Origin of the sequence: Streptomonospora litoralis (genome assembly GCF_004323735.1) — a bacterium.
Lineage (GTDB): Bacteria > Actinomycetota > Actinomycetes > Streptosporangiales > Streptosporangiaceae > Streptomonospora > Streptomonospora litoralis.
Window position 1 is genome coordinate 1,447,050 of record NZ_CP036455.1, and the last position, 12,247, is coordinate 1,459,296.

The 12,247-nt window shown below is 73.3% G+C and carries 10 protein-coding genes and 3 pseudogenes; 6 read left to right on the top strand and 7 right to left on the bottom strand.

The features are described 5' to 3' along the window. Positions 1-112: 112 nt before the first annotated feature. Positions 113-1,309: a cytochrome P450 gene (locus EKD16_RS06125; protein WP_165498505.1), complete on the top strand. Its 1,197-nt coding sequence runs from the start codon at positions 113-115 to the stop codon at positions 1,307-1,309. A gap of 103 nt (positions 1,310-1,412) precedes the next feature. On the opposite strand, the pseudogene EKD16_RS06130 reads toward EKD16_RS06125, so the two are convergent. Next, positions 1,413-1,580: pseudogene (locus tag EKD16_RS06130) on the bottom strand (RidA family protein); the annotation flags it as partial. Positions 1,581-1,701: 121 nt separating this feature from the next. After that, positions 1,702-2,202 (bottom strand): MarR family winged helix-turn-helix transcriptional regulator, encoded by a 501-nt coding sequence (locus tag EKD16_RS06135; protein WP_131102108.1) that lies wholly within the window; start codon positions 2,200-2,202, stop codon positions 1,702-1,704. A 118-nt stretch (positions 2,203-2,320) separates the two neighbouring features. On the opposite strand from EKD16_RS06135, the gene EKD16_RS06140 reads away from it, so the two are divergent. After that, on the top strand, positions 2,321-2,905 hold the full coding sequence (locus tag EKD16_RS06140) for a hypothetical protein (protein ID WP_131097493.1): 585 nt from the start codon (positions 2,321-2,323) through the stop codon (positions 2,903-2,905). A gap of 28 nt (positions 2,906-2,933) precedes the next feature. On the opposite strand, the gene EKD16_RS06145 is transcribed toward EKD16_RS06140, so the two are convergent. The 3 genes from EKD16_RS06145 to EKD16_RS06155 all read right to left on the bottom strand — a co-directional run bounded on the left by EKD16_RS06145 (position 2,934) and on the right by EKD16_RS06155 (position 6,024). Then, a complete protein-coding gene (locus EKD16_RS06145; RefSeq protein WP_131097494.1) occupies positions 2,934-3,398 on the bottom strand; it encodes a hypothetical protein in 465 nt (154 codons plus the stop codon). 173 nt (positions 3,399-3,571) lie between these two features. Then, positions 3,572-4,231: a response regulator gene (locus EKD16_RS06150; protein ID WP_131097495.1), complete on the bottom strand. Its 660-nt coding sequence runs from the start codon at positions 4,229-4,231 to the stop codon at positions 3,572-3,574. Continuing rightward, positions 4,228-6,024 (bottom strand): sensor histidine kinase, encoded by a 1,797-nt coding sequence (locus EKD16_RS06155; RefSeq protein ID WP_131097496.1) that lies wholly within the window; start codon positions 6,022-6,024, stop codon positions 4,228-4,230. The genes EKD16_RS06150 and EKD16_RS06155 overlap by 4 nt, the downstream gene beginning before the upstream one ends. A gap of 331 nt (positions 6,025-6,355) precedes the next feature. Between EKD16_RS06155 and EKD16_RS06160 the strand changes: the two genes are divergently transcribed. Then, positions 6,356-7,165 (top strand): ABC transporter ATP-binding protein, encoded by an 810-nt coding sequence (locus EKD16_RS06160; RefSeq protein WP_131097497.1) that lies wholly within the window; start codon positions 6,356-6,358, stop codon positions 7,163-7,165. A gap of 5 nt (positions 7,166-7,170) precedes the next feature. Then, positions 7,171-9,813, top strand: a complete 2,643-nt coding sequence (locus EKD16_RS06165) for an FtsX-like permease family protein (RefSeq protein ID WP_131097498.1) — start codon at positions 7,171-7,173, stop codon at positions 9,811-9,813. Here EKD16_RS06165 and EKD16_RS25985 read toward each other — a convergent pair. Further along, a pseudogene (locus tag EKD16_RS25985) lies at positions 9,757-10,343 on the bottom strand (DUF6082 family protein). The gene EKD16_RS06165 and the pseudogene EKD16_RS25985 overlap by 57 nt on opposite strands. A 510-nt stretch (positions 10,344-10,853) precedes the next feature. On the opposite strand from EKD16_RS25985, the gene EKD16_RS06175 reads away from it, so the two are divergent. Next, positions 10,854-12,014, top strand: coding sequence for a UDP-N-acetylglucosamine--N-acetylmuramyl-(pentapeptide) pyrophosphoryl-undecaprenol N-acetylglucosamine transferase (locus EKD16_RS06175; protein WP_131102111.1), 1,161 nt, complete (start codon positions 10,854-10,856; stop codon positions 12,012-12,014). Between the two features lie 34 nt (positions 12,015-12,048). Here EKD16_RS06175 and EKD16_RS06180 read toward each other — a convergent pair whose 3' ends face one another. After that, positions 12,049-12,177 carry a DUF397 domain-containing protein gene (locus EKD16_RS06180; RefSeq protein WP_242677490.1) on the bottom strand — a complete coding sequence of 43 codons (129 nt, stop codon included), beginning with the start codon at positions 12,175-12,177 and terminating at the stop codon, positions 12,049-12,051. Here EKD16_RS06180 and EKD16_RS25990 point away from each other — a divergent pair. Next, positions 12,143-12,238: pseudogene (locus EKD16_RS25990) on the top strand (hypothetical protein); the annotation flags it as partial. The gene EKD16_RS06180 and the pseudogene EKD16_RS25990 sit on opposite strands and share 35 nt — an antisense overlap. Between the last annotated feature and the right edge of the window lie 9 nt (positions 12,239-12,247).

Here is a 12,247-nt window from a genome sequence, read left to right on the forward strand (position 1 = left end):
CCCGCGCGATTCATCGGCTTTATAGGCGATGGCCGACCCCGGATTTCCGCGTGCCCGGTTTCTCGCCTGGCAAGCGGATATCTCTCTACGACCTAGCGAAGGGTGACGATACGTGACTTCCATAGCCGACGATTGGGGAGTCCACGAGGCGCAGTTCTGGCTACGCGGCCAGGCGCCGGAAGCCCCGGTGAGCTACGACCCGGAGGCCGGGATCTGGTGTGTCTACGGCTACCAGGAGGTCCAGCACGTCTTGGCGAACCCCGCGACGTTCTCCTCGAACACCCAGCGCGTCATCCCCCAGGAGATGCTGGAGGGCCAGGAGGACTTCAGCGAGGGAAACCTCATCCAGATGGACGCGCCGGAGCACAAGAAGCTCCGCGGTCTGATCAGCCATGCCTTCACCCCGAAGGTGGTGGCGGACCTGGAACCGCGCATCGCGGAGCTGACCGGCGAGCTGCTCGACGCGGTCGACGGCCACCGGATGGAGTTGGTCGAGGACCTGGCCTATCCGCTTCCGGTCATCGTCATCGCCGAACTCCTCGGAGTGCCGAGCTCGGACCGGGAGAAGTTCCGGGAGTGGGGAAGCGCGCTGATGGAGAGCACGCAGGAGTTCTCCTTCGCCGACCCCTCCGAAGACCAGCGGCAGCAGCTCCAGGAGGCGATGCAGAAGGTCTCGAAGCTTTCCGACTACCTGCGCGAACACGTCGAGGACCGCCGGAGGAATCCCCGCGAAGACCTGATCACCAAGCTGGTTCAGGCTGAAGTGGACGGTGAACACCTCAGCGACGACGAAGCGGTGAACTTCTCCAACGTTCTCCTGATCGCCGGCCACATCACCACCACGATGCTGCTGGGCAACTCCATCCTGGCCCTGGACACCAATCCGGAGTGGTTCGCCCGGGTCCGCGCGGACCGGAGTATGGTCCCCCGGGCGATCGAGGAGGCGCTGCGGTACTACAGCCCGTTCGCGGGCACGGCGCGGGCCACCACGGCCGAGACCGAACTCGGCGGCGAGCGCATCCCCGCCGACGCCTTGGTCGTGACCTTCCTCGGCGTGGCGAACCGGGATCCGAAGTACTTCACCGATCCCGACATCTTCGACCCGACCCGCGACCCGAACCCGCACCTGGCGTTCGGCCGCGGAGCACACTTCTGCATCGGCGCGCCACTGGCGAGACTGGAGGGCAGGGTGGCGCTGAACATCCTGCTGGACCGCTTCCCGAACCTGCGCAGAGACCCGGACCGGCTGCCCAAGTTCCTGCCGAGCCTGAGCATGACCGGGGTCAAGGAGCTACCGCTGGTGTTCTGAGCACGGCATTCCCGAACACTCGGCACTGCGGCGGCGCCGAGTTCAGAGGCTGCCCACTGCCCGTGCCGCCTCCGGCAGCCCTGCCAGAGGCGGCGAGGCCGCATCACGCTACGGCGGTGCCCTCGATCTCGACCATCAGGCCGGGGAGCGCCAGGCGTGCCACCCCGAGCACCGTGGCGGGCGGTGCCACCCCGGCGGCGCCCAGCCTCGACGCCAGCACGCCGTAGTGCTGGAAGAGCAGATCGACGTCGGTGCTGTAGACGTTGAGCCGCCCGTCGGTGCGGAATCGCCGCATCGGGGCCGTCTCCGCTCGGCGTGTGCCGCCGCGTGCTCGGTGCGCTCGGTTCGTCGCGGATGTGGACGGCGTCACGACCCGGTCCCGCCGTCGCGGTTCACTTGTCGCCGCTGGGGGCGCCGTCGCCGCCGGGCGCGGCGAGGCGGCGGGTCTCGGCGTTCAGGATTTCGATGGTGTTGCGGACGTAGTCCTCGATCGCTGCCAGCTCGGTGTCGTCGTACCCGGCCAGCAGCTCCGACATCGCCCCGGCGAGGCCCGTGAAGGCGCCCGCGAAGTCGGGGCGCGTTGCTGTGTCCACCGAGATGAGGATGCGCCGCCGGTCGGCGGGGTCGGGGGTGCGCTGCACGTACCCGTGCCGGCGCAGTCGGTCCACGAGCCCGGTGACGGCGCCGGGGGTCAGCCCGGTCATGTCGGCCAAGCCTCCGGCGGTGAGCGGTCCCTCCCGCTCGATCAGCCCGAGTGCGCGGTGGTCGAGCGCGCGCAGCCCCAACCGCTGCCCGACGGCCTCGTGGAAGAGCACGACGGCCGTGCTCAACCGCCACCCCAGGTCGGCGCCTGCGCTGCCGCGGTCGGGGCCGGGTTCGGTGTCGGCGTCCATCACCCCTCGATTCTGCCCTCTGAGTCGGAGTGCCGGAGTATTGCTTTAGTTTACTGAATGATTTAGTTTAATGAACTAAAATAATTCGCCTCGATCACGAGCCCCGATCGGAGGGCCCATGACAGAGCACACCGCCCCCGGGCCGCAGCCCCCGGCCAACGCGCGCCTCGCCCTGGAGGTCCCGCGCTGGGCACTGGACTTCTACGTCCGGCACCTCGCCCTGGTAGTGGGGATCTCGCTGATCCCCGCGGCCGCCCGTTTCGCCGTCGCGCTGTGGGGTGAGGGACTCTCCGCACCCGCGCACATCGCCCTGGAGGTGATCGCCGAAGGCACGCGATTGCTCCTGGTCGTCCTCCTCATCCGCCTCGCCATCCTGCGCGACGAGCGGGTCCGCTCCTGGAGCCACCTGCGCGCCGGACGCCGCATCAAGGCGTTCCTCGCCCGTCGGTGGCCGAGCCTGCTGATCCAGGTCGTACTGCTGCTCGGCTTCACCGTGGTCTTCGACGTCATCCCCGAGCGGATCGTCCCCCTGTGGCTGCCCGCCTCGGCCGAGGACACCTACTGGGCGGTGCTGCTGGCCGCCAAGAACGTCACCGTCATCGCGTTCACGATCATCTGGATGGTCGGCGCGGTCCGGCAGATGCTCGTCGAGGGCGGCCGCCTGCTGGAGTGGGAAGGCCGACAGCCGGCGGCACCGCGGTAGAAGGGCCGCGGTCGGCCGAGGACTCCGCTCACTCGTCGATGTCCGGCTCCTGCGAAGTCCGGGCGAAGCTTTCCGGGATCCCGTCGGAGCCCTCCCAGTTGACGATGAGGTGGTCGTCCTCGGCGTTCAGCACGGCCGTCCCCGACTCGTGCCCGGGGTCGGGCGGGTCGCAGTCGAGGCGGATCCGCGCGGTACTGCCCGATTCCGCGGGCGTGAGGGTGCCGGGGCAGGCCGTCGCACCCTCAGTGCGCACCTGGTCGCCCTCCACGACCAGGGTGGAGATCCCGCTGTCGGCGACCCTGGACTCCCAGACGCCGTTCATGCCGCCCTTGGACGCCTGCTCGGGCGAGGGCGCGGTGCTGCCGCCCGCGTCCTGCGTGGGCGGCCGGGTGGACGGGGGCCCGCCCGGGTCGTCGCCGCCGTCCGCACAGCCCGCCATGGACAGCACCGCCGCGGCCGCCGCGGCCGCGATCACCCGCTCGGTGCCGCGCATCGGCCCCCACCTCGCTTTCCTGTGCCGCGCCGGCCGTCTTCGGCCACCGGTCGGGACAAGCTACAGCCGGGCCCCAGTCGTGCGAATCGGCGTTACCACGGGTCTCGGGTGCATCACGGACAGGCGCCGGCCGGCGTGGGGGTACGGTTCCCGCCCCGGCGCCGTTGCCCGCCTCACCCGCGCACCAGGCCCGCCTGGTAGGCCGCTATCGCCGCCTGGACGCGGTTGTCGGCGTCCAGGCGCGTCAGCACCGAGCTGACGTGGGTCTTCACGGTGTCCTCGGCCAGATGCAGGCGCCGGGCGATGGCGGCGTTGGACAACCCTTCGCCGATGAGCGCCAGCACGTCGCGTTCGCGGGGGCTGAGCGCCTCCAGGCGGCGGGTCGCCGCGGCCGCGGAGTCGGCGGGCTCGGGTTCCCGGGCCAGGCGGTCGGCCAGCCGCCGGGCCAGCTTCGGCGACAGGCACGCGCCCCCGGCCGCGACGGTGCGCACGCCGGCGATCAGCTCGCGCGGGTCGCCCGCCTTGAGCAGGAACCCGCTCGCGCCCTCGCCCAGCGCGCGGACCACGTAGTCGTCCTTGCCGAAGGTGGTCAGCATCGCCACGGCGGTGCCGGGGGAGACCCGGCGCAACTCGGCGATCGCGCTGAGGCCGTCGCCGCCCGGCATCCGGATGTCGACCAGTGCCACGTCGGGGCGTTCCTTGGAGACCAGCGCGACGAGCGCGGAGCCCGTACCCGCCTCTCCCACGACCTCGATGCCGGGGTCGGCCGAGAGGATCGTGCGCACACCCACCCGGATCAGCGCCTCGTCGTCGGCCAGCACCACCCTGATCATGGATTCCCCTTCCCGGCATCGGCACCGGTGCCGTCCCCGGTATCGGCGCCGCCGGTGGAGGTGGCCCGCGACGCCGCGGACCCCGTGCAGCTCAGCGCGGAGGACTCGGTCAGCCGCGCTCGGTTGTAGCTGCATTTGGCCACCAAGCGGCCGTCCTGGAAGCACACGCGGTAGTAGAACGCGGGCGACCACGGCGGCCCGACCCGCGAGCGGTAGTAGGTGCAGGCCGGTGTCGGGTCGCCGCCCACGGCGCCGCGCAGCGCGCCGGGGATGAGGGCGGTGCCGGGCAGCGACGACTCGGGCAGCAGGGGGCGGACCTCGGATTCCTGCTGCCCGACCGTCATCCGTGCGTACGTCCGGGCGCCGAGCGCGGCGTTGCGGTCGAGATAGGCGGCGTAGGCGTACCAGGCGACGATCAGCGGCAGCAGCAGACCGACGCACACCACCAGCACCGACACCGGTTCGCGCGGGCGGCGGCGCGCCGGGTACACACCTGCCGAGCGGTGCGGCAGGCGCGCCGCGACACCGAAGCCACCGTCGTCGCGCGGACCGGCGTCCAGCGAGCCGCCGGCATCGCGTACCCGATCGCCGAGCCGTGCCAGCCCGCGGCCGCCGCCGGCCGCGGGAGGCGCCGCAGCGCCGCCGGGCGCCTCGTTGGCCACCGCGACGGTCGTCGCCGCGCCGCGGAGGACGGCCCGGCCGCGCCGCGGCCCCGCTTCGACGGTGATCGCCACGCGCGCCCCCGGCGCATGCTTCGCGGCGTTGGTCAGCCCCTCGCGCACCACGGTCTCGGCCAGCCGCGCCACCGACTCCGGTCCGCCGGGCTCGCGCCCGTCCCACTCGATCTCCATCCCCGCGTCCGCGGCCCGCCGCACCAGGGCGGCGACACCGCCGCGCGGGCAGCGGTCGGCGGATTCCGCCGGGACCGCCGGGGCTTCCGCACCGGAGCGCTGCGCGCCGTTCCCCTGCACCTCCCCGGTGTTCTCCCGGGAGCCGACCCCCGCGTCGGCTCCCGCGCCGGCAACGGCGTCCCCGGCGGGACCCGTGCCGCCCTCACCGGCCGCCCCCCGGACGCGACCGCCGTCCGGTGCCGCCGCGCTCCCTTGCGCCCCCGCCCCGGGCATGTCCGCAGACCCGCCGTCTGTGGCGTCGAGCACGCCGATGATCTCCTGCAGGCCCTCGATCGCCGAGTTCGCCCCTTCCCGCAGGTCGCCCGCAGCGCGCCGAAACTCCTCCTCCGCCAGGCCGGGCGCCACCTCCAGCGCGCCGGCGCGCACCGCCATCAGGCTCAGCTCGTGGCCCAGCGAGTCGTGCATCTCCTCGGCGATGTGCGCACGCTCGCGCAGCCGTTCCTGTTCGGAGACGGCCGCCAGCTCCCGCTCCAGGGAGGCGGCGCGCTGCCACCCGGCGCGCAGCAAGGCGCTGCGCTGGCGCAGGTGGCGGCCGATCAGCCAGGGCAGCACGCCGAACATCACCGTGACGATGGCATCGGCCATCCCCGACCACGGTTCGGCCTCCAGAGCCGCGCGCGCCAGAAACCACACGACGGTTCCGCCGAGCCACAGCGGCGCGAGGCGATACTCCGCCGAGGCGCGGCCGGTGGCGAGTGCGGCAAGGGCGAGGAGGGGCAGGAAAACCGAGACCGGGCCGGTGGCTCCGGTCGTGGCCGCGGCGCCGACGCCGCAGGAGACCAGTGCCGCGGTCAGCCCCGCGTCGCGGAGCAGCCCCGGCCACGGGCCGCGCAGCGCGCCCCGCCCCGACGACCCGCGCCGCCCTTGTCCATCGGCTTTCATGCCACGAACTGTAGTCACCGCATCGGGGCGGCTCCCTCCCCCGAAAGTGCCGGTTGCCGCCTCCGTCTCGCACGAAAGCGCCGCCGCGTCGGCCCTGCCGGGCGATGCCGCGGCCCGATCGCCGCGCCTACCGTCATCGGCGATGCCGAGGCCGACGCGTCCGCAGCACAAGCGCTTCAGCCGCATCGCCCACCACGGGGAAACCCCCGTGGAATCCCCGCTGCCCCGGTCGGCGGATCGCACCGGACGAGCCCCATCCCGCTCAAGCTCGGCGAAACCCGACCTCCGACCCCAGCCCCACCCCCGACCGAAACCGAGGAAGGCGGTCCCCATGGGAACGACCACCAGCGGCCATGACGCCTCCGCCGAGGACGGAGCCGCCCGCGGCTCGGCAGCAGACGACGGCGGGGACACCCGCGTGCCCGCCGTCGCCGCACGCGCGCTCACCAAGACCTACGGCACCGGCGACTCGGAGGTGCGTGCCTTGGACGAGGTGAGCGTCGACTTCGCCGCGGGTGCGTTCACCGCCATCATGGGGCCCTCGGGCTCCGGCAAGTCGACGCTGATGCACTGCCTCGCGGGCCTGGACACCCCCACCTCGGGCGGCGTCCGCATCGGCCGCACGGACCTGGCCCGACTGGGCGACCGGCAGCTCACCCTGCTGCGCCGCGACCGGATCGGGTTCGTCTTCCAGGCGTTCAACCTGCTGCCGATGCTCACCGCAGAGCAGAACATCCTGCTGCCCGCGCAGATCGCGAAGCGGCCGCTCGACCGCGCCCGGTTCGACCGCGTCGTGGAGGTCACCGGCCTCGGCGACCGGCTGGGCCATCTGCCCGCCAAGCTGTCCGGCGGCCAGCAGCAGCGCGTGGCCGTGGCCCGTGCGCTGCTGGGCGCACCAGAGGTCGTCTATGCCGACGAGCCCACCGGCAACCTCGACTCCCGATCCGGCGCGGAGGTCCTCGGCTTCCTCGCCGACTCCGCGCGCGAGCTCGGCCAGACCGTCGTCATGGTCACCCACGACCCCGTCGCCGCCTCCTACGCCGACCGCGTCGTCTTCCTGCGCGACGGACGCGTGGCCGACGAGACCCGCGCGCCCACCCCCGAGACCGTTCTCGACCACCTGCTGAAACTGGAGGGCTGACGCCCATGTTGCGCATCACGCTCGCCGGGCTGCTCCTGCACAAGGGCCGCTTCGCCGCCACGGCGCTGGCCATCGCGCTGGGCGCCGCGTTCATCACCGCGACCCTCGTCTTCACCGACAGCCTCGACGCGCGCTTCGCCGCGCAGGCGGAAGGCGGGGCCGACCGGGTCGACGCGGTGGCGCTGTCCGCGGAGTCGGGCGAGCCGATCCCCGCGTCCCGCCTGGCGGCGGTCAGGGAGGCCGAGCAGGTGGCCGCTGCCACCGGAACCGTGCGGGGCCGGGCCGTGCTGCTGGACCGCGACGGCGACGCCCTCGGCCGGGCCCCCGCGCTGGCGCTGTCGGCGGGCGGCGCGGTGACGCGGCTGCCCGCCGCCGAGGGCCGCCTGCCCACCGCCTCCGGGGAGGCCGCCCTCGCCACGACCAGCGCCGAGGCCGCGGGCTACCGGATCGGCGACACCGTATCCGTCGTCGGCCACCGAGGCGCCGAGCACACCTTAACCGTCACCGGACTCGTCGACTTCGGCCTGGACGCCGAGGCGGCCCGGCGCGGCGCGGTGGCGTTCGCACCGCAGACCGCGCGGCGGGTCACCGGCGCCGACGGGTACGCCGAGATCGCCGTCCGCGCCGCGGAAGGCGTCGCACCCGAACGCGTCCGCGCGGCCGTGGCAGGGGTACTGGGCGACGGCGCCAGGGTCATGACGGGTGCGGAGTTCGGCCGGATGAAGGCCGAGGAGGCGGGGGTGCAGGCGCGGACCGTCGGCACGGCGCTGCTGCTCTTCGCGGCGGTGGCGCTGTTCGTGGCGGCGCTGGTCATCAACAACACCTTCGCCGTGCTGGTGAACCGCCGGTCGGCCGAGACCGCGCTGCTTCGCTGCCTGGGCGCGGGACGCGGGCAGGTGTTCGCCGGTGTGGTCGCCGAAGCGCTGGTCGTGGGCGCGGCATCCGCGGCGCTGGGCGTACTCGCGGGCGTCGGCGCGGCGATCGGTGCGGTGCGCCTGGGCGCCGCCGTCCCGCAGGCCGCCGCCGTGTTCGGGCCGGGTGTCGACGCGCTGTCGCCGGTGGTGCAGCCCGAATCCGTGCTGCTCGGTCTGGGCGCCGGGGTGGCGATGACGGTCGCCGCGGTGCTGCGGCCGGCTTACCTGGCGACCCGCACCGCGCCCTTGGCCGCGTTGCGTGATGCCGCGGCTCCGGACGCCGGTGCCGGGGTGCGCGGTCGCGCGCAACGGCTGCGCCTGGTGGTGTCAGGGGGCTCGGCGGCGGCTTCGGCGGCGGTCACGGCGCTCGGGTTGGCGGCCGAGCCGGGGGCCGCCGCGATGGCGGTGGTCGCGGGCGGCGGCGGGTTGGCCTTCGCCGCGGTGCTCGCGGCGGCGCCCGCTCTGGTGAGCGCGGTGTCCCGCGCGGCGGCCGTCCCGTTGCGCGGACTCGGCGTTCCCGGGAGACTCGCCGCCCAAAGTGCGCGCCGCTCGCCCCGCCGCACCGCCAACGCCGTGATCGCGCTGGCGGTGGGCGCGGGGCTGATCACCGGATACTCCGTCGCCAGCGCCTCGGTGCAGGCGACCCTCGCCCATTTGATGGCCCGCGAACTGCCGGCGGACTACTCCCTGCTCCCGCTGGGAGCGGGCACCGGAACCGCCGACGACGGGCGGCGGCTGCCCGGCGGTCTCGCCGCCGAGCTGCGCGAGCGCCCGGCGGTCGGGAAGGTGATCCGCGTGCGCCGTGCCGAGGCGCGCATCGCCTCCGGAACCGGCGAGGGGGTGGGCGCGGGCGCGGTACGGGTGAACGCCTACCCGGGGGCGCGGCTGGGCGCCGACCTCGCGGCGGGCACGCCGCAGGGGGAGTTGGGCGATGTGGGGCCGGGCCGGATGTCGGTGTCAAAGGGCGAGGCGGAGCGCCTGGGGCTGCGGCTCGGGGACACCGTTTCCCTCACAGCGGAAGGCGTCGAGCGGGATCCGGCGGGAGGCCACGCAGGAGACACCGCGGCAGGCTCCCGACCCGAGGTGCGGCTGCGAGTCGCGGCGGTCACCGCCGACGCGGACCTCCCCGCCGGCCTCACGCTCGCGCCCGCCGACTTCGCAAAGCTGTTCCCCGACCGCGAGCGGGACGATTCGCTGCTGGTCACCGGAGCCGAAGGCGCCGCCGCGGCGCAGGTACGGGCGGCGGTGGAGGAGGTGGCGTCGGCCCATCCGGAGGTGCAGGTCTCCAGCGCGGCGGGGCAGCGCGACCAGTTCGGGCGGCTGTTCGACGTGATCTTCCTGGTGGTGGCCGCGTTGCTGAGCGTCGCGGTGGTCATCGCCGTCGTGGGCATCGCCAACACGCTGGCCCTCTCGGTAGTGGAGCGCCGCCGGGAGTTCGCCCTGCTGCGGGCGCTGGGCCTGACAGCGGGCCAACTGCGCCGGATGCTGGCGGTGGAATCGCTGCTGGTGGCCCTGCTGGGCACGACCGCCGGAGCGGCGCTAGGCACCACCTTCGGCCTCGCGGCCGCCGCGGCGGCGATGCCCGACATGGTCCCCGAGGTCCCCGCCGCCCGTATCGCCCTGTTCCTGGCAGCGGCCATCCCGGTCGGCCTCCTCGCCGCCCTCGCCCCGGCACGGTCAGCGGCGAGCATCCCCATCTCGTCGCTGACGGGACAGGGGGCGGGGGAGGGATAGGTGGGGCGGGTGGCCACTCCGCGGCGCCGCACTCGGACGCTTCCGCAGAGCGACCGCCACTCCTGCCGCCAGTGCGCCAGCCGCCGTCCCCGCAGCTCCCGTCGCCGCATAGCCTTTCCATCGCCGCTGCCGTGGAGTCGGGGACTGAGGCTCCGCCTCAGTCCCCGACTCCACGGCCTGCGCTACAGGCGCGGATGTCTGCCGGTAGACCTCATCGAGGATTTGCACAAAGCGCCGTTCCCGCCGAGTGCCTTCGGTCATGGAGGCCGCTTCGCGTGCCTTTGTCCAGTAGTCGTAGCCGACTCCCCCTGGAACATTTCGCCCGCGACTGCACGCAGCCGCGATTCCGGGAGGGCACCAGTCTCGAACGCACTCGACCACTGCGACACGATCATGTTCGTGTAGAGCTGCTGCTTACGGCCCTTCGGGTCCTCGCCGGGCGGAACCGGCCCCCAGCACGCATCCAGCTCGGGGTCTTCCATCGCCATCCGCAGCAGTTCGCTCATCGCTTGGCGGCGCGTCTCCTCCATGGCGCGGTGGCTGTCCCGGGCTTGATAGACGAGCGTCAGCACGACAACTCGGTCCCTGTCGCCGGTGGCCAAGGCGGTCGGCTCCAGTCCGCTGGGCGGCCTTGTTGGTCTGCCGGGCGGCGGTCGGCCTCAGGAAAGGCGGCAGCGGCGGCGGGTGGGGGTCCGACGGGCGCCCGCGTGCCCGTTGTCTCGGGTCCTACTTGTGGGTTTTGTACCTCTGCTCATAATCGGCGCCGCGGTCCCGCCGGGCAACCGGTCGTGGTGGTCGAGCGTGATGTGGCTCTCCCCGCCGTCCCGGGCACCGGCGGCCGCTTTGAAGCGTCCTACGAACCGCCGTCGTCATCCGATACGCCACCGAGCCTGTCCCCACAGTCGATCTCGACGCCGAATCCGACTCTGGAGACAAACTCGGCGAGCGCTCGCCACGAATACCCCAACAGTGGACGACGACCGCGGCCACAGCACCAGTAAGAGAGGACAACCGTGAGCGACGCCGAAGCCCTGCCCCCGATGCGACTGATGGTCACCGGCGGAGGAACAGGAGGCCATACCTATCCCGCCCTGACCGCCGTGAACGCGCTGCGGGCGCGGCTGGAGTCGCAAGGGCGCGGGCTGGAGGTGCTGTGGGTCGGCGCCGAGGACAGTCTGGAGAAGCGGGTGGCCCGGTCGAACGGGATTCCCTTCCGGTCGGTGGACACGGGCAAGGTCCGCCGGTCCAAGAACCCCCTGAAGATGATCTCGGGCGAGAACATCCGCGACATGGGCAAGGCGTTCCGCGGCGTGTTCCAGTCCCGCCGGGTCGTCGCCGACTTCCGGCCGGACGTCGTGCTGGCCACCGGCGGCTACGTCGCCGTTCCGGTGGGCCTGGCCGCTCGAATGGGCGGTCGGCCGCTGGTGGTGCACGAGCAGACGGTGCTGCTGGGCCTGGCGAACAGAGTGCTCGCGCGCACCGGCGCCCGGATGGCGGTCACCTCGGAGTCCACGCTGAAACTGCTGCCCGAGTCGGCCCGCGCGCAGGCGGTCGTGACCGGCAACCCGGTGCGTCCGGCGGTGCTGGAGGGACAGGCCGAAAAGGGCGCCGCGGGGCTCGGCTTCGAGGGGTACGACCCCGACCTGCCCACCGTCTACGTAACCGGAGGCGCGCAGGGCTCGGTGCAGATCAACGACACCGTCCGCGGCGTGCTGCCGTGGCTGCTGGAGCGCGCCAACGTCGTGCACCAGTGCGGCGAGGCCAACGTCGACGACCTGCGAGCGGCCACGCGGGACCTGGACCCGGCACTGGCGGCACGCCACCACGTGACCGCTTTCGTCGGGGCGGAGTTGCCCGACGTGCTGGCGATGGCCGATGTCGTCGTCTCGCGCAGCGGCGCCGGGACGATCGCCGAGCTGACCGCGCTGGGCAAGGCCGCCGTGTTCATCCCGCTGGCTTCGTCGGCCGGCGACGAGCAGCGGCACAACGCCCGCCACCTCCAGGAGGCGGGCGCCGCGCTCGCGCTGGTGGACGAGGTGTCGCCCGAGCGCCTACGGGAGAATCTGGACCCGCTGCTCACCGACGCCGACCACCGCGCCACCGTGGCGGAGAAGGCCAAGGAGCACGGGCGCCCGGACGCCGCCGACCGGCTGGTGGATGTGGTGCTCAGCGCAGAGAGCGGCAGAGCGCGAGTGAGCTGACGGGGGAGTGAAGGGGGTGGCGCGCTGGTTCCGGTCAGATGTCCCCGTCCTTGATGGCGGACAGGAAGGCGCGCCACTCGGCGGAGGGGAACTGCAGGGCGCCGAGGTCCCGGTGCTTGTTGTCCCTGATGGCGCCGCCGGAGTCGAAGTCGGCGACTTTCAACCAGTACGGCCTACTGACTTCGGCCCAGGCGCGCGGGTGCGGCATCGATGCGGCCGAGGTGCGCCGACTC